This window comes from Maribacter arcticus, from assembly GCF_900167935.1.
In the GTDB taxonomy this organism is placed as follows: Bacteria; Bacteroidota; Bacteroidia; order Flavobacteriales; family Flavobacteriaceae; genus Maribacter; species Maribacter arcticus.
Genome location: NZ_FUYL01000008.1, coordinates 65,868 through 84,115, shown reverse-complemented (window position 1 = coordinate 84,115; position 18,248 = coordinate 65,868). Strand labels below are relative to the sequence as shown.

The following is an 18,248-nucleotide window of genomic DNA, read 5'->3' as shown; positions in this document are numbered from 1 at the left end:
CATATTTTAAATTAAGTATGTTTTCACTTGAGAATAAATTTAAAAGGCTTCAATATTTCAAGCTTATTTAGGCTCCAAAACTACAAAAGGTATAATCATTTCTTCTAATGAAACACCACCATGTTGATAGGTGTTTCTGTAATAACTTACATAATGATTGTAGTTATTAGGGTATGCAAAGAAAAAATCATTTTTCGCGAAAATATAAGAGCTACTCATATTTATACTAGGCAAATAAATTGATTTAGGGTCTTTGGCTGCCAGTACCTCATTCTTTTCGTAGGTGAGACTTCTTCCTGTTTTGTATCTAAGGTTTAAGCTTGTTTCACGATCTCCGACTACCTTTGAAGGAGACTTTACATTTATAGTACCATGATCCGTGGTAATAATCAACTTCATTCCTAATGTCTGCGCTTGCTGAATAATTTCTAACATGGGTGAGTTCTTAAACCAACTTGTGGTCAAAGACCGATAAGACTTATCGTTAGAAGCTAATTCTTTTATTACTTCCATTTCAGTTTTGGAGTGCGAAAGCATATCTACAAAATTGTACACGATTACGGTAAGGTCGTTATCTTTTTGAGCCTTAAAATTTTGGCTTAAATGCTTCCCTTGTTTTAGACTACTTATTTTATGGTACTCCCATTTTAAATCAAGTCCAAGTCTTTTAAGTTGTTCGCCTAAAAATTTGTCTTCGAATAAATTTTTTCCGCCTTCTTCAGTATCATTTTTCCACCAATTCGGATACTTTTTCTCCATATCTAGCGGTGTCAATCCTGAGAATATGGCATTACGAGCGTATTGTGTTGCTGTCGGTAAAATGCTATAATAAGAGTCCTCTTTCTTCTTTTTGTAAAATGAATTCACAGTATCTTCAAAGGCATACCACTGATCGTAACGTAAGTTGTCTACAACAATTAGTAATGTTTTTTGGTCTTTTATCTCTGGTGCAATCCATTCCTTAAAAAGCGTATGAGACATTACAGGGGCATCAACATCGGTGAACCAATCTGGGTAATTACGTTCTACAAATTTTCCGAATTGTTGATTGGCTTCAATTTTTTGAGATTCAAGTATTTCGAACATTCCACTGTCCTCAATTTCTTCTAATTGCAATTCCCAATAAATTAATTTTTTATATAAATCTGCCCATTCTTGGTAGCTATTCACCATAGAAAGATCCATGGCAATCTTTCTAAATTCTTGTTGGTAATTGCTAGTCGTTTTTTCAGAAATTAACCTAGAATGGTCTAAATTCTTTTTAAGAGAAAGCAGTATCTGATTCGGGTTTACAGGCTTAATTAGATAATCAGCTATTTTAGAACCAATAGCTTCTTCCATAATAAATTCTTCTTCACTTTTAGTAATCATTACTACAGGTATAGAACCGTCAATTATTTTTATTTCAGAAAGGGTTTCTAAACCAGATATACCTGGCATGTTTTCGTCAAGAAAAACAATGTCTACTCTTGTTTCCGCTAATTCTTCTAATGCTTCTTGACCGCTTTGACAGGTGATTACTTCATAGTTTCTAGCTTCTAAAAAGATGATATGAGGTTTGAGTAAATCGATTTCATCATCTACCCATAATATTTTAATCTTGTTCATTGTATTATTATTTGACGATAATCAAATTCTATGCTGATGCTTTTGTATAACTTTGAAATGTTAATTTCAGAAAAGACAAATTTATCTTGAAGACATCAAACAAATTGAAAATCTTTAATGATCCAATTTACGGATTTATTAGAATCCCCAATACGCTAGTATTTGACCTCATTGCCGACCCTTACTTTCAAAGGTTACGTAGAATATCGCAAATGGGGTTGTCGTATTTAGTCTATCCTGGGGCACATCATACTCGTTTTCATCATGCACTAGGCTGCATGTATTTAATGCAAAAATCGATACAAGTACTTCGTTTCAAGGGAGTTGAAATAACGGAGCCTGAATCTGATGGACTGCTTGGGGCTATTCTTTTGCACGATATAGGTCATGGTCCTTTTTCTCACGCCATGGAGCATAGTATCGTTGAAGGTGTAAGTCATGAGTTCATTTCACTTCAATTTATGGAAGAACTCAATGAACGATTTAACGGAAGTTTAACGGAAGCTATCTCAATATTCACTGGTAAGCACCCTAAAAAGTTCTTAAACCAATTGGTTTCAAGTCAGTTAGACATGGACCGATTAGACTATTTAAAAAGAGATAGCTTTTATACTGGCGTGGCTGAAGGCAATACCAATGCAGAGCGTTTAATTACGATGTTGAATGTTGTTGATGGTAATCTTGTGGTCGAGGAAAAAGGAATTTACTCGGTCGAGAAATTTTTAATGGCAAGGCGTTTTATGTATTGGCAAGTCTATTTACATAAGACAGGTGTGGTCGCCGAGCAGTTGCTTATCAGCATTTTGAAAAGAGCACGTTTTTTAATTAAAAATGGAACAACTTTAAATTGTAGTAAAGCATTACTTTATTTCTTATCGCAACATATCGATAAAAGTAATTTTGATAGAGTTACCTTGGCAAAGTTTGCTAAACTAGATGATGTCGATATATTAGCCGCTTTAAAAGAATGGCAATATGCTGATGATTTTGTGCTCTCTACACTTTGTGAAATGATATTGAATAGAAAGCTTTTGGATATAAAACTTAAAAAAGAGCCCATAAACGAAACCAAGTTTAAAAATAAATTCAATAAGATCAAGAAGCTTTATAAGTTAACAGATGAGGAAACTTCATATTTTGTTTTTACCGGTGAGTTAAAGAATAAGGCTTATGATAGAGAGCACCAGAATATTAATATCTTGAGAAAAAATGGAAAAATAACAGATGTTGCTAAGTTATCGGATCACCTTAATTTGAATGCACTTTCTAAAACGGTGACCAAATATTATATGTGCTACCCAAAAGAAGCAGTTTAACTATTTTTCTTACTTTTACGCTCATGAAATTTACAGCAGGTCAGATTGCAGGTATTTTAGAAGGAGAAGTACATGGAAATCCAGATATAGCCGTGCATAAACTTGCTAAAATAGAGGAAGGCGAAGAAGGCTCTCTTACTTTTTTGGCAAATCCGAAATATACTTCGTTTATATATAAAACCAGGGCTTCTATTACTATAGTGAATAAAACTTTTATTCCTGAACAGAAATTAAATACTACTTTAATTAAGGTAGAGGATGCTTATAAATCGTTCTCTAAATTATTGGAGTACTATAACCAGGTTAAAAACAATAAATTAGGAATAGAGGAGCCTATTTTTAAATCGGATACGGCAACCTATGGTGCTGATGTTTATTTAGGTGCCTTCGCGTATTTAGGAAATAATGTAACTCTTGGAGATAATGTAAAGGTATATCCGAATGTGTACATTGGTGATAATGTAAAGGTTGGTAATAATGTGACCATATTTGCAGGTGCTAAAATTTATTCGGAAACGATTATAGGTGATAATTGTGTTGTTCACAGTGGAGTGGTATTAGGAGCAGATGGATTTGGGTTTACGCCAAACGAAGATGGAGAATTCATTAAAGTACCACAAACAGGTAATGTTATTTTGGAAGATAATGTTGATGTAGGGGCTGGTACAACTATAGACCGAGCGACTTTAGGGTCTACTATTTTGAGAAAAGGAGTAAAGTTAGATAATCAAATTCAAATTGCCCACAACGTTGAGATTGGTGAACACACAGTAATTGCTGCTCAAACAGGTATTGCAGGCTCTACTAAAATTGGTAAGCATTGCATGATTGGCGGTCAAGTTGGTATTGTAGGCCATATCATTATTGGTGATTTTGTTAAAATACAAGCCCAGTCTGGTATTGGTAGAAATGTAAAGGACCGTGAGGTTTTACAAGGTTCACCAGCTTTAAATTACGGTGATTACAATAAATCATATGTTCATTTTAAGAACTTATCAAAAATAATTAGTAGAATCGACACTTTAGAAAAGAAGGACTGAGGATGAGTACAACAAAAAATAAACAAAGAACAATTAGTAAAGAGGTAAGTCTAACCGGAGTTGGTTTACATACTGGCAGCAATGTTACCATTAAATTTTTACCCGCAAGTGAAAACCATGGTTATGCATTTAAAAGGGTAGATTTAGAAGGTGAGCCTATTATCCCAGCTGATGCTAACCTTGTGGTGAATACACAAAGGGGTACCAATTTGGAGAAAAATGGTGTGAAAATTCAAACTTCAGAGCACGTTTTGGCGGCTTTGGTAGGTCTTGAAATTGATAATGTATTAATAGAGCTAAACGCTGCAGAACCACCAATTATGGATGGTTCCTCTAAGTTTTTTGTAGAAGTATTGGAGAATGCAGGTATTGTAGAGCAAGATGCAGTTCGTGAAGAATACATTGTTAAAGAAGTTATTTCTTTTAAGGATGAGGATACCGGTAGTGAAATAACAATTATTCCTTCAGACGAATATCAAGTAATGACAATGGTGGATTTTGGGACTAAAGTTTTAGGAACTCAAAATGCTACATTAGATAAAATTTCTGATTTTAAATCTGAAATTTCAAATGCCCGTACGTTTAGTTTCCTTCACGAGTTAGAAATGCTTTTGGAAAATGGACTTATAAAAGGAGGGGATTTAAACAATGCTATCGTTTATGTAGATAAAGAAATATCTCAAGCCACAATGACGAAATTAGAGAAGGCTTTTGATAAAAAGAAGCTTTCTGTAAAGGCTAATGGTATTTTAGATAACCTAACATTACACCAGCCTAACGAAGCAGCAAGACACAAGCTTTTAGATGTTATTGGTGATTTAGCCTTAATTGGAACACGTATACGAGGTAAGGTAATTGCTAATAAGCCTGGTCATTATGTAAATAACCAATTTGCGAAAAAGCTTTCTCAAATTATCAAATTAGAAAAACGTAATAAAGTTCCGAAGTACGATTTAAGCTTGCCTCCGTTGATGGATATTCATAAGATAATGGATATGCTACCTCACAGGCCTCCTTTTTTATTAATAGACCGTATTATCGAACTTTCTGAAGAGCATGTAGTGGGTATGAAAAATGTGACGATGAACGAACCTTTTTTCGTTGGTCATTTCCCAGGGGCTCCAGTAATGCCAGGTGTACTTCAAGTAGAAGCTATGGCACAAACGGGTGGAATTTTAGTTTTAAGTACCGTTCCTGATCCAGAAAATTATTTGACTTTGTTTATGAAAATAGATAAAGTGAAATTTAAAAGACAAGTATTGCCAGGCGATACGTTAATATTTCACTGTAGTTTAATTACTCCTATTAGAAGAGGTATCTGTCATATGCAAGCATATGCCTATGCAAATGATAAATTGGTAAGTGAGGCAGAATTAATGGCGCAAATAGTTAAAAGAACTTAGAATGAATCAACCTTTAGCCTATATTCATCCGGGCGCTAAAATATCTAAAAATGTCGTTGTTGAACCATTTACTACCATTCACAACAATGTAACAATTGGTGATGGTACATGGATTGGTTCTAACGTAACCATTATGGAAGGTGCTCGTATCGGGAAAAATTGTAATATTTTTCCAGGTGCCGTAATTTCTGCATCTCCACAAGATTTAAAGTACGATGGAGAAGAAACCACTGTAGTTATTGGTGATAACACCACTATTCGAGAGTGTGCCACAATTCACAAAGGAACATCTGACCGTATGAAAACGGTTATCGGTAAAAATTGTCTGATAATGGCGTATTGCCATATTGCTCATGATTGTTTGGTGGGAGATAATTGCATTTTCTCTAACAATTCAACATTAGCAGGTCACGTTACAATTGGTGACAATGTTATTCTAGCAGGTTTGGTTGCAGTGCACCAATTTGTATCTGTTGGTCAACATGCCTTTGTTACGGGCGGTTCTTTAGTTAGAAAAGATGTGCCACCATATGTTAAAGCGGCTAGAGAGCCATTATCTTATGTTGGTATTAATTCTGTTGGATTAAGAAGAAGAGGGTTTGAGTCTGAGAAAATTAGAGAGATTCAGAATATTTATAGAATTCTTTACCAAAAGAACTACAATAATTCACAAGCCGTACAAATTATTGAAGCGGAAATGGAAGCAACTCCTGAACGTGACGAAATACTACAGTTTATACGCGATTCGCAACGTGGTATAATGAAAGGATATTTTAGCAATAACTAAGACGTACCTCATATTTAAAAAAAGTTAACAACATTAATAATATACACTAATGGCATCTACATCAGATATACGAAAAGGACTATGTATTCGATACAATAATGATATTTATAAAATAATTGAATTTTTACATGTGAAACCTGGTAAAGGACCTGCTTTTGTGCGTACAAAATTAAAAAGTGTTACTTCTGGTAAAGTATTAGACAATACCTTCTCATCGGGCCATAAAATAGAAGATGTAAGAGTTGAAACACGTTCTTATCAATATTTATATCCTGAAGGTGAAACGTATCATTTTATGAATACGGATGATTTTAATCAAATCACTTTACAGGAAAGTTCTTTAGATGCACCAGGTTTATTAAAAGAGGGTGAAGTTGTTACTATTTTGTTTAACACAGAAGATAGTATGCCATTATCTGTTGACATGCCGGCAAGTGTAGTTTTAGAAGTCACTTATACAGAACCAGGCGTAAAAGGAAATACAGCAACTAATGCGACTAAACCAGCAAAAGTAGAAACTGGGGCAGAGGTTAATGTACCTTTATTCATTAATGAAGGAGATAAAATTAAGATAGACACTTCAAATTGTTCTTATATGGAACGTGTTAAGGAGTAATTATCCGTGAAATTAAATACTAATCAAATTTAGCAATTGAAGTTTCCTACTACATTTTCATTAAAGCAAATTGCCGATATCATTTCGAGTACATATGTGGGTAAAGATGATTTTCCAATTTTGGGAATGAATGAAATTCACGTCGTTGAGAAAGGTGATATTGTTTTTGTAGATCACCCAAAATACTATGATAAAGCCTTAAAGTCTAAGGCTACGGTTATTTTAATCAATAAAAGTGTTGATTGCCCAGAAGGTAAGGCTCTGCTCATTTCAGATGACCCGTTTAGAGATTTCAATAAATTGACTACTTTCTTTCAACCTTTTGTTCCGAATAACCATTCCATTTCAGCTACGGCAAAAATTGGAAAGAATACAGTTATACAACCAAATACTTTTATAGGTAACAATGTTACTATTGGAGATAATTGCCTAATACATTCTAACGTTTCCATCTATGACAATTGTGTTATTGGCGACAATGTGACCATACATGCGGGTAGTGTTTTGGGGGCAGATGCTTTTTATTACAAAAAACGCCCAGAAGGTTTCGATAAATTAATTTCTGGCGGACGAGTTGTTTTGAAAAACAATGTAGACATAGGTGCTCTTTGTACTATAGATAGGGGAGTGACAGGAGATACCACCATCGGTTTTGGTTCAAAGCTCGATAATCAAGTTCATGTGGGTCACGATACAGTAATTGGAGAGAAGTGTTTAATAGCATCTCAGACTGGTATAGCAGGCTGTGTTATTATAGAAGATGAAGTGACTTTGTGGGGTCAAGTAGGTACAAATAGCGGTATTACTATTGGTAAGAACGCCGTTATAATGGGGCAAACTGGAGTGACTAAGTCAGTAGCTGGTGGTAAGAGTTATTTTGGTACACCTATAGAAGAATCTCGCGAAAAATTGAAACAATTAGCATATATAAAGAAGATTCCAGAAATAATTAAAAAGTTGGATAAGAAATAAGCGTGTTAATGCTTTAAAATTCATTAACAAACCTATATTTTTGTTCTGTTAAAAATAAAAACTACAGTAGTATGAGCGTATTAGTAAATAAGGATTCCAAAATAATCGTACAAGGTTTCACCGGTAGTGAAGGTACTTTTCATGCCGAGCAAATGATTGAGTACGGTACTAATATTGTGGGTGGTGTAACACCAGGTAAAGGAGGTCAAGAGCATTTAGGAAAACCAGTTTTTAACACGGTTTCGGAAGCTGTTGAAAAAGTAGGCGCAGATACGACTATAATTTTTGTTCCACCAGCATTTGCAGCTGATGCAATAATGGAAGCAGCTGATGCAGGTATTAAAGTTATTATTACAATTACAGAAGGTATACCAGTTGCTGATATGGTAATGGTTGCCAATTATATAAAAAGTAGAGATTGTCGTTTAATCGGTCCTAACTGTCCTGGTGTTATTACTCCAGGTGAAGCTAAAGTTGGTATTATGCCAGGTTTCGTTTTCAAAAAAGGTAACGTAGGTATCGTATCTAAGTCTGGTACATTAACTTACGAAGCAGCTGATCAAGTTGTTCGTCAAGGTTTGGGTATTACCACTGCTATTGGTATTGGTGGTGATCCAATTATTGGAACTACAACAAAAGAAGCAGTAGAGCTTTTAATCAATGATCCTGAGACCCAATGTGTAGTTATGATTGGTGAAATTGGTGGTCAACTAGAAGCTGATGCCGCACAGTGGTATAAAGCTAGTGGAAGTAAAAAACCAGTTGTTGGCTTTATCGCAGGTGAAACTGCACCAGCAGGTAGAACAATGGGTCATGCCGGTGCAATTGTTGGTGGTAGTGATGATACAGCGCAAGCTAAAAAACGTATCATGAGAGAATGTGGAATTCACGTAGTTGATTCTCCAGCAGAAATTGGTTTGAAAGTAAAAGAAGTAATGGGTTAAAAACTCATATTATTCATATAAAATCCCGTTTGTAGCGGGATTTTTTTTAGCCTATAATTCAAACAAAAGGTATATTTGGTAAATGACCTTAAGTAAATGATTGACTTATGAAATTATTAGAAGATAAAAACGTAATTATTACAGGAGCAAGTAGGGGAATAGGAATGGGTATCGCACAAGTATTTGCTGACCATGGAGCCAATGTTGCTTTTACATATAGCTCGAGCGAAGCTCCTGCTCTTGAATTAGAAAAAGAATTGAAGGCTAAAGGTGTAAATGCCAAGGCTTATAAAAGTAATGCGGCTAATTTTCAAGAAGCTGAAGAATTAGTTGCTAAAGTTTTAGTGGATTTCGGTGGAAGAATTGATGTGTTAATCAATAATGCAGGAATTACAAAAGATAATCTTCTAATGCGTATGTCTGAAGCTGATTTTGATGCGGTAATCGATATCAACTTAAAATCGGTCTTTAATATGACCAAAGCGGTTCAACGAACTTTACTAAAACAACGTAGCGGCTCTATTATTAATATGAGTAGTGTAGTTGGTGTTAAAGGAAATGCGGGTCAAACAAATTATGCTGCCTCAAAAGCAGGTATGATTGGATTTACAAAGTCGGTAGCGCTTGAATTAGGCTCACGAAATATAAGATGTAATGCGATTGCACCAGGTTTTATTGAAACAGAAATGACTGACAAACTTGATGAAAAAACTGTTCAAAGCTGGCGAGATGGTATTCCTTTAAAAAGAGGAGGTTCTCCAGAAGATATTGCCAATGCATGCCTTTATTTTGCGTCAGACCTTTCTAGTTATGTAACCGGTCAGGTTTTGAATGTAGACGGTGGTATGTTAACTTAAGCCGAAAACGAATAATTCGGTTAACAGATTATTTGTCTGTTCCTATTGTGCATAATATTTTCTAAATCCATGGAAACCATAACGGTATTGTATATTGTTCTTGCTGCTATCGGTGCTCTAGGTATAGTTGTGCTTCAATATGTATATAAAAAAAAGGCTAAAAGCAAAGTATATTTGCTCTTAGCCTTTTTAAGATTTATAGGAATATTTGGTTTACTTGTTTTACTAATAAACCCTCAGTTTTCTCAAAAATCTTATAGCTTAGAAAAGCCAAATCTGGTGATTTTGGCTGATAATTCAAGTTCAATTTCTGAAAGTGGAGATGAAATTAAAGAGCTGATTTCTGAATTAAAATCCTCGGAAGAAATTTCAAGAAGATTTAAAATAAGTGATTATCTATTTGGTAGTGAATTAGGTGTTCTTGATAGCTTAACTTTTAAAGATAAGAACACCAATATATATAAATCTCTTTTTGCTTTAAAAAATATTTTCGCTCGAGAACAGACGATAACGCTATTATTATCTGATGGTAACCAGACCATTGGTCAAGATTATGGTTATTTTAAATCTAACGAAAATAGCACGCTTTATACTGTAGTCTTGGGAGATACCACTAAGTATAAGGATTTATCTGTCGGACCTATTTTAACTAATAAATATGCTTTTCTAAAAAACAAATTCCCTTTAGAAACCTATATATCATATCAAGGTAACACGGCTGTTTCGACTACCGTAACCGTTAAGATGAATGATAGAATTGTACATCGCGAGAATTTAAATTTAAATAGTGAAACTAATTTTAAAGCCATCTCGATTGAAATAGATGCTAGTACCGTCGGTATTAAAAATTTAATTGTAGAAATATCTCAATTACCTGAAGAACGAAATGTAGCTAACAATAGAAGGTCTACTAGTATTGAGGTAATTGATGAAAAGACAAAAATTGGATTGATTGCCGATATTTTGCATCCTGATTTGGGAACTCTTAAGAAAGCTATAGAAAGTAATGAGCAAAGAGAAGTATTCATTTTAAAGCCAAATGTTGCTAATAGTATATTAGATGAAATGGATTTATTCATTTTTTATCAGCCAACTGCAAATTTTAAAAGCGCATTCGATTATGCTAAAAGTAAAAATGGAAACACTTTTATTATTACAGGCCCTCATGCAGATTATTCATTTTTGAAGGAAGCAAATCTTGGTTTTGAAATTGAAAATGGTTATCCTCAACAAGAGGTTTTTGCATTGTTGAATAATGCATTCTCAAAGTATGATATTTCTAAATTCGATTTAGCCGAATTTCCCCCTTTGATAAGTGACGCAGGACCCATCATTTTTCAAAAACCTTATGAGGCAATGCTTGGCTCTCAAATTAAAGGATTGAATGTACAACAGCCTTTATTATCAGTTATAGAAGATAATTCTAAAAAACAGGCTTTGCTAGTTGGCGAAAATCTTTGGAAATGGCGTATGCAAACATTTAGAAATACGGGTGATTTTATCAATTTTGACGAATTTATGGGTAATTTGATTCGCTACTTAACTAGTACCAAGAATAAATCGCGCCTTAATGTTGACTATGAAAAAGTATATGAAGGCAGTACCAATGCCATTATAACTGCAACCTATTTTGATGAGGCATTTTTGTTTGACCCAAATGCGAAGATAAAAATTAGGGTTACTGATAAGAAAACGAAGTCTAGTCAAGATAATCCGATGGTATTAAAAAACAGCTATTTTGAAGCAGACCTTTCGAATCTTTTGGCCGGTGAGTATGACTTTTTAGTTTCGGTTGATAATGATACCAGAACAGAAACAGGTTTATTTATAATCTCAGAATTTGATATGGAAAATCAGTTTGTATCAAGTAATAATTCTAAAATGAAAAAATTAGCAACTAACTCTGGGGGTAAACAATTTTATGTATCTCAAATCGAAGCTATTAAGAAAGAATTAATAGAAAACGATAACTATGTTCCAACAGAGAAAAGCACTATAAATATCGTACCTTTGGTAGAATTCAAAATTCTACTGGCCTTAATAGTTTTTGCTTTTGCAGCAGAATGGATTGTCAGAAAATATAACGGATTAATTTAAAAAAAACGAATGGACAAATTACCAAAGATTGCATTACCGGCAATATTTATTTTTATTGTATTGATTATTGGAATATCAAAATCTACTGTTACCATTGACTCAGGTCAGGCTGGTGTTTTGTATAAAACGTTTGGTGGAGGTGTAGTAACCGATGAACCTCCAATGGGTGAAGGATTTCATATGGTAGCTCCATGGAATAGAGTGACTGTTTATGAAGTACGACAACAAGAAGTTCTTGAAAGTATGAATGTATTGTCAAGTAATGGTTTGGATATCAAATTGGAAGCATCGGCTTGGTTCGAACCTATTCGTAGTGATTTAGGAAAATTACACCAAGAGAAGGGAACGGAATATATTCAACGTGTATTGTTACCAACGATACGATCTGCTGCACGTTCTGTGGTTGGCCGTTATACGCCAGAGCAACTGTATTCAAGTAAAAGGGATGCGATTCAACAAGAAATTTTTGACGAGACTCAAAAAATAGTTTCAGGACAATATATTCAATTGAATGAAATATTGGTAAGGGATGTAACTTTACCTCCAACGATTAAAGATGCTATTGAAAGAAAGTTAAAGCAAGAACAGGAGTCTTTAGAATATGAGTTTAGACTGGTTACTGCGAAGAAAGAGGCTGAAAAAGTTACTATTGAAGCACAAGGTAAAGCAGATGCCAACCGTATTTTAAGTGCTTCCTTAAATGACCAGATTTTAAAGGATAAAGGAATCGATGCTACACTAAAATTGGCAGAGTCACCTAATTCAAAAGTTGTCATTGTAGGTGGTAGCGATGGTCTTCCATTAATTTTGGGCAATAACTAAAACACGGAGTTAATTATTTTTGTTTCATTTTAAACTTTTGTTTTGTGAAATGGAAAATACCTTTTACTTTTACATTATAATGAAGAACAGAACTACACATCATCATACTCACGCTCAGGCGAGGTAGGAATGTATTGTAGTAGTACAACATATTTAAAAACCCGTTTGAGCAATCAAACGGGTTTTGTATTTAACTCTGTTTTGGTTGTCAAGCATTAAATAAAAGAAATGACTAAAATTAGAATTGCTATTCAGAAATCGGGAAGACTTAATGAGGAATCCCTTCAAATTTTAAAAGATTGCGGGATTTCCATCGATAATGGAAAAGACCAATTAAAAGCTTCGTCAAGAAATTTCCCGATGGAGGTTTTCTACCTTAGAAATGGAGATATACCACAATACCTAAGAGATGGGGTAGTTGATATTGCTATTATTGGTGAAAACGTGCTGGTTGAAAAAGGAGAAGATATTTCTATTGCCGAAAAATTAGGATTCTCGAAATGTAAAGTTTCATTGGCAGTTCCTAAATCATTTAAATATAAATCAATACAAGATTTTGAAGGAAAACGTATTGCCACTTCTTATCCGAACACCGTAAACAATTACTTAAAGGATAAAGGCATTACTGCAGATTTACATATAATTAGTGGTTCAGTTGAAATAGCTCCAAATATTGGTTTGGCAGATGCTATTTGTGATATTGTTTCTAGTGGTAGTACCTTGTTTAAGAACAACCTTAAAGAAGTAGAGGTAATGCTTACTAGTGAGGCTGTATTGGCCGTTTCTCCAAAGATTTCTGAAGAAAGAAGAGCGTTGTTAGAGAAATTGCAATTCCGTATTCAATCGGTATTACGAGCTAGAGGTTCAAAATATGTGTTATTGAATGCTCCTAATGAAAAGCTAGAAGAAGTTTTAAGTTTATTACCAGGAATGCGAAGTCCAACAGTTCTTCCATTAGCTGAAAAAGGGTGGAGTTCTGTTCACACTGTAATAAATAAAGATTCTTTTTGGGAAGTTATCGATGAGTTGAAGAAAGCAGGTGCAGAAGGGATTTTAGTTTGCCCAATTGAGAAAATGGTACTGTAAATAAGGCTTTAGCCTTATGCTATTGGCTTAATTAAATTATTGATTTATTGCCATGGGAAAACAGCACAAGGCATTAGCTACTAAAAAAAATGAACAAAATATATAATCCTAAAAGAGAAGATTGGAAAGATGTTCTTAGACGTCCTACTCAGACAGTGGCTGATATTGAAGGATTGGTCAATACTATTTTTGAGGAAGTTAAAACGAGTGGTGACAGTATATTAAAAAAGTATACCCAAGAATTTGACAAAGTCACTTTAGAGAATATGTTGGTTTCAGATGTAGAAATTGAAAAGGCTAAGGCTTTAGTTTCTAATGACTTGAAATCTGCTATTCAGTTGGCAAAGTCGAACATCGAAGTATTTCACAAAGCCCAAAAGACGGGTCGTGTAGCAGTTGAAACAGCACGGGGAGTTTCTTGTTGGCAAGAGAAAAGACCTATTCAAAAAGTAGGACTTTACATTCCAGGGGGTACGGCTCCATTGTTTTCTACTATTTTAATGTTGGCGGTTCCTGCTACAATTGCTGGATGCTCTGAAATTGTGCTATGTTCTCCACCTGATAAAGAAGGGCAATTAAATCCTGCTATTTTATATACAGCGAATTTATGCGGAGTTACTAAAATTATAAAGGTTGGAGGTATCCAAGCGATTGCAGGGATGACCTTTGGAACGGAGAGTATACCTCAAGTGTATAAAATATTCGGACCAGGGAATCAATTCGTAACCGTTGCGAAGCAAATTGCTACGAAACATGGTGTAGCAATTGATATGCCGGCGGGTCCTTCAGAATTATTAGTAGTGGCTGATGATACGGCGAATGCTTCTTTTGTAGCATCCGATTTATTGAGTCAGGCTGAGCATGGTATTGATAGTCAAGTTATTTTGGTGTCTACTTCAAAAACGATGATTAATGCAGTAGAGAAAGAAGTAGCGCTGCAATTAGAAGAACTGCCACGTAAAGAAATTGCCAGACAAGCAATTGCGAATAGTAAACTTATCTATGTTGAAGACGACCAAATGGCGATTGACTTAATCAATGAATATGGTCCTGAACATTATATTGTTTGTGTAGCAAATGAGGATTTTTATATAGATAATACTCAAAATGCAGGTTCTGTTTTTATTGGAAATTATACGCCAGAAAGTGCTGGTGATTATGCCTCTGGCACCAATCATACCTTGCCTACAAACGGCTATGCAAAGCAATATAGTGGAGTGAATTTAGATAGTTTTATGAAAAGCATGACGTTTCAGAAAATCACAAAAGAAGGTATTCAAAATATTGGCAATGCTGTTGAATTAATGGCCGAAGCTGAAGGTTTACAGGCGCATAAAAATGCGATAACCCTAAGATTAAAAAGCCTATAAAAATAAGTATTGTCTGGTCGAGCGCAGTCGAGACCTAATTATGAAGAAATGAATTTCAATTTAGATAACATAACAAGAGAAAACGTAAAGGGCTTAAGTCCGTATTCTTCTGCACGCGATGAATATGTTTCCGATGGTTCTACCATGGTGTTTCTAGATGCGAATGAGAATCCGTTTGAAAATGGAGTGAATCGCTATCCGGATCCACAACAGAGAGCTTTAAAAGCTATTTTGGCAGAACAGAAAGGTATTAAGGAAGAAAATATTCTTTTAGGTAATGGTAGTGATGAAGTATTAGATTTATTGTTTAGAGCTTTCTGTGAGCCTAAGGAGGACAACATTATTACATTGCCACCAACATATGGTATGTATAAAGTCTTATCGGGTATCAATTTAGTTGAAAACAGGGAAGTTTTGCTTACCGATGCTTTTCAACCGAATGTTTCTGCAATAAAAGAAAGAATAGATGGCAACACTAAATTGTTATTCATCTGTTCACCAAACAATCCTACAGGGAATAGTTTTTCTACCCGTAGTATTGAAGACCTTTTGAAATCGTTTACTGGCCTGGTTGTCATCGACGAGGCTTATATCGATTTCTCACTAGAAGAAAGTTGGACTTCAAAACTAGCTAAATACCCCAATTTGATAATTACACAAACACTATCGAAGGCTTATGGTATGGCAGGTATTCGTTTGGGTATTTGTTTAGCATCCGCAGAAATCATTGCTGTTATCAATAAAATAAAACCGCCCTACAACGTAAATCAATTAACGCAAGAGCGAGCGATACAAAGAGTGTCTGATGAAAAATCGGTACAAGCAGAAGTAGCAACTATTCTAGAGGAGCGTGCAAAATTGATTAATACATTAGAAACAGTTTCGTTTGTTTCTAAAATATACCCTACTGACGCTAATTTTATTTTGGCGAAAGTAGATAATGCTACGCTACGTTATAATCAATTATTAAAAAAAGGAATTGTAGTTCGAAATCGTACTACACAACCGTTATGTGAAAATACACTCAGGTTCACCGTAGGTACATCTAAAGAAAATAATATTGTAATTACCGCTTTAAAAGCACTATCAAACGAATATGGAAAGTAAGAAACGAGTATTGTTCATAGACCGCGACGGCACTATTATCAAAGAAACAATTGATGAGCAGATAGATGCTTTTGAAAAAATGATATTTTATCCGAAAGCATTTACTTTTCTTGGTAAAATCGCTAAAGAATTGGATTATGAATTGGTAATGATAACCAATCAAGATGGTTTGGGTACCGATGTTTTTCCAGAAGATACGTTTTGGCCTGTTCATAATTTTATTATGAAATCTTTTGAAAACGAAGGAGTCGTTTTTGATAAGGTATTTTTGGATCGCACTTTTCCATATGAAAATGCAAACACAAGAAAACCGGGTACAGGATTGTTAACTGAGTATTTTTCTGAAGCATACGATTTAGAAAATTCCTTTGTTATTGGTGATCGATTAACAGATATGGAATTGGCTAAGAATCTTGGCGCTAAAGGCATTTTTATTAATGACGAAACCAATTTGGGTACTGTTGAAATAACGGTAAAGCGAGATGAGTTAGATACTTATATAGCTATAGAAAACAATGACTGGGAGAAAATCTATGAGTTTTTGAAGTTGAAGGATAGAACAGCGGAAACACATAGAAAAACAAACGAAACAGATATCCTGATAAAACTAAATCTTGATGGTACGGGTAGAAGCGATATCAAAACCGGATTAGCGTTTTTCGACCACATGCTTGATCAATTGGCACGTCATGGCCAAATGGATTTAACCATTAAGGTTAATGGAGATTTAGAAGTTGATGAGCACCATACGATAGAAGATACAGGTATTGCGCTTGGTGAAGTTTTTCATAACGCTTTAGGAAATAAATTAGGTATTGAACGATACGGATTTTGTTTACCAATGGATGATTGTTTGGCTCAGGCAGCAATTGATTTTGGTGGTCGAAATTGGTTGGTATGGAATGCAGACTTTAATCGTGAAATGGTAGGGGACATGCCTACCGAAATGTTTCATCACTTTTTTAAATCATTTACCGATGGCGCTAAAGCTAATTTGAATATAAAGGCCGAAGGTACCAACGAGCATCATAAAATTGAAGCTATTTTTAAGGCCTTTGCAAAGAGTATAAAAATGGCCGTTAAAAGAGATGTTGAAAAAATGGTTTTACCAAGTACGAAAGGAGTTCTTTAAAATTGTACTTAGTAATAAGTACAAAGTATTCAGTCTTTTAAGATTTGCTTTGTACTTAATACTAACTACTCAATACTAGTTTTAATGAAAATTGTCATTATAAATTACGGCGCCGGAAATATACAGAGCATCAAATTTGCCATAAAACGATTGGGTTATGAAGCGGTTTTGAGCAGTGATGTTTCTGAAATTAAAAATGCTGATAAAGTGATTTTTCCTGGTGTGGGCGAGGCAAGTTCTGCTATGAAAAAACTTAGAGATAGCGGTCTTGATAAACTAATACCATCTTTAAAACAGCCAGTTCTAGGTATTTGTTTAGGTATGCAATTAATGTGTCACTCATCTGAAGAAGGTAATACTGCCGGACTCGGAATTTTTGATGTTGATGTGGTGAAGTTTGATTCTTCTGTAAAAGTTCCACAAATAGGTTGGAACCAGATTAATAAACTCAAATCAAATCTATTCCATGGGGTAACTGAAAATGAACATATTTATTTAGTTCATAGTTTTTATGCACCGTTGTGTACCGAAACGATTGCAGTATGTTTTTACGGATTAGATTATACTGCCGCCTTAAAAAAAGATAATTTTTACGGTACTCAATTTCACCCCGAAAAAAGTAGTGGTGTTGGGGAGAAGATATTGAAGAATTTTTTAAACATGTAATGGGACAAGAATATTTTATTTCAACTGAAAAAAATTTATTGAATGTGAATGCTATAAAAACTTTTATAGCCGATGAATATTGGGGAGATGGTAGAACCTTGGAGGATGTTGAAAAGACCATTAAAAACTCCTATTGCTTTGGAATATACACTTCGGATAAGGAACAAATAGGCTTTGGTCGCGTAGTTACAGACTATATCTATTTTGGGTATTTTATGGATGTTATCATATTTGAAAAATTTCAAGGTAAAGGTTATGGTAAGATTTTAGTGGAGCATATGTTGAAAGATGATGTAATCAAAAACCTTAAAACTATAGCGTTAAAAACCAAAGACGCTCAAGGTTTATATGAACGCTATGGATTTAAAACTATAGGTGATTCTCCTTTATGGATGAGTATTGATAAACAAAAACTAGATTAAGAA

17 protein-coding genes are annotated in these 18,248 nt (G+C 34.5%); 16 read left to right on the top strand and 1 reads right to left on the bottom strand.

Going from position 1 to position 18,248, the window contains the following annotated elements; all coding sequences use genetic code 11:
• Positions 1-63 precede the first annotated feature (63 nt).
• On the bottom strand, positions 64-1,608 hold the full coding sequence (gene porX, locus B5X55_RS13020) for a T9SS response regulator signal transducer PorX (protein WP_079513071.1): 1,545 nt from the start codon (positions 1,606-1,608) through the stop codon (positions 64-66).
• An 86-nt stretch (positions 1,609-1,694) separates the two neighbouring features.
• Here porX and B5X55_RS13015 point away from each other — a divergent pair, with 86 nt between their 5' ends.
• The 16 genes from B5X55_RS13015 to B5X55_RS12940 all read left to right on the top strand — a co-directional run bounded on the left by B5X55_RS13015 (position 1,695) and on the right by B5X55_RS12940 (position 18,245).
• Positions 1,695-2,924, top strand: a complete 1,230-nt coding sequence (locus tag B5X55_RS13015; RefSeq protein ID WP_079513070.1) for an HD domain-containing protein — start codon at positions 1,695-1,697, stop codon at positions 2,922-2,924.
• Positions 2,925-2,947: 23 nt separating this feature from the next.
• Positions 2,948-3,964 (top strand): UDP-3-O-(3-hydroxymyristoyl)glucosamine N-acyltransferase, encoded by a 1,017-nt coding sequence (gene lpxD / locus B5X55_RS13010; RefSeq protein WP_079513069.1) that lies wholly within the window; start codon positions 2,948-2,950, stop codon positions 3,962-3,964.
• A gap of 2 nt (positions 3,965-3,966) precedes the next feature.
• A complete protein-coding gene (locus B5X55_RS13005) occupies positions 3,967-5,367 on the top strand; it encodes a bifunctional UDP-3-O-[3-hydroxymyristoyl] N-acetylglucosamine deacetylase/3-hydroxyacyl-ACP dehydratase (RefSeq protein WP_079513068.1) in 1,401 nt (466 codons plus the stop codon).
• A gap of 1 nt (position 5,368) precedes the next feature.
• Positions 5,369-6,154, top strand: coding sequence for an acyl-ACP--UDP-N-acetylglucosamine O-acyltransferase (lpxA, locus tag B5X55_RS13000; RefSeq protein ID WP_079513067.1), 786 nt, complete (start codon positions 5,369-5,371; stop codon positions 6,152-6,154).
• A 49-nt stretch (positions 6,155-6,203) separates the two neighbouring features.
• On the top strand, positions 6,204-6,770 hold the full coding sequence (efp, locus tag B5X55_RS12995) for an elongation factor P (RefSeq protein ID WP_079513066.1): 567 nt from the start codon (positions 6,204-6,206) through the stop codon (positions 6,768-6,770).
• 36 nt (positions 6,771-6,806) lie between these two features.
• The gene (locus B5X55_RS12990; protein ID WP_079513065.1) at positions 6,807-7,742 is read left to right on the top strand and encodes a UDP-3-O-(3-hydroxymyristoyl)glucosamine N-acyltransferase; all 936 of its coding nucleotides are present in this window, start codon (positions 6,807-6,809) and stop codon (positions 7,740-7,742) included.
• A 71-nt stretch (positions 7,743-7,813) separates the two neighbouring features.
• Entirely contained in the window at positions 7,814-8,686 is an 873-nt protein-coding gene (gene sucD, locus B5X55_RS12985; RefSeq protein ID WP_079513064.1) for a succinate--CoA ligase subunit alpha, read from the top strand.
• Between the two features lie 107 nt (positions 8,687-8,793).
• On the top strand, positions 8,794-9,543 hold the full coding sequence (gene fabG, locus B5X55_RS12980) for a 3-oxoacyl-[acyl-carrier-protein] reductase (protein WP_079513063.1): 750 nt from the start codon (positions 8,794-8,796) through the stop codon (positions 9,541-9,543).
• Between the two features lie 69 nt (positions 9,544-9,612).
• A complete protein-coding gene (locus B5X55_RS12975; protein WP_079513062.1) occupies positions 9,613-11,640 on the top strand; it encodes a hypothetical protein in 2,028 nt (675 codons plus the stop codon).
• Between the two features lie 9 nt (positions 11,641-11,649).
• Positions 11,650-12,462, top strand: coding sequence for a prohibitin family protein (locus B5X55_RS12970; RefSeq protein WP_079513061.1), 813 nt, complete (start codon positions 11,650-11,652; stop codon positions 12,460-12,462).
• A 228-nt stretch (positions 12,463-12,690) separates the two neighbouring features.
• On the top strand, positions 12,691-13,548 hold the full coding sequence (hisG, locus tag B5X55_RS12965; RefSeq protein ID WP_079513060.1) for an ATP phosphoribosyltransferase: 858 nt from the start codon (positions 12,691-12,693) through the stop codon (positions 13,546-13,548).
• 89 nt (positions 13,549-13,637) lie between these two features.
• Positions 13,638-14,918, top strand: coding sequence for a histidinol dehydrogenase (gene hisD, locus B5X55_RS12960; RefSeq protein ID WP_079513059.1), 1,281 nt, complete (start codon positions 13,638-13,640; stop codon positions 14,916-14,918).
• Between the two features lie 48 nt (positions 14,919-14,966).
• A complete protein-coding gene (hisC, locus tag B5X55_RS12955; protein ID WP_079513058.1) occupies positions 14,967-16,025 on the top strand; it encodes a histidinol-phosphate transaminase in 1,059 nt (352 codons plus the stop codon).
• On the top strand, positions 16,015-17,157 hold the full coding sequence (hisB, locus tag B5X55_RS12950; RefSeq protein WP_079513057.1) for a bifunctional histidinol-phosphatase/imidazoleglycerol-phosphate dehydratase HisB: 1,143 nt from the start codon (positions 16,015-16,017) through the stop codon (positions 17,155-17,157). Before hisC ends, hisB begins: the two co-directional genes overlap by 11 nt.
• An 84-nt stretch (positions 17,158-17,241) precedes the next feature.
• Entirely contained in the window at positions 17,242-17,823 is a 582-nt protein-coding gene (hisH, locus tag B5X55_RS12945; RefSeq protein WP_079513056.1) for an imidazole glycerol phosphate synthase subunit HisH, read from the top strand.
• Complete coding sequence (locus B5X55_RS12940) at positions 17,823-18,245, top strand: GNAT family N-acetyltransferase (RefSeq protein WP_079513055.1); 423 nt, start codon at positions 17,823-17,825, stop codon at positions 18,243-18,245. Before hisH ends, B5X55_RS12940 begins: the two co-directional genes overlap by 1 nt.
• Positions 18,246-18,248: the final 3 nt, after the last annotated feature.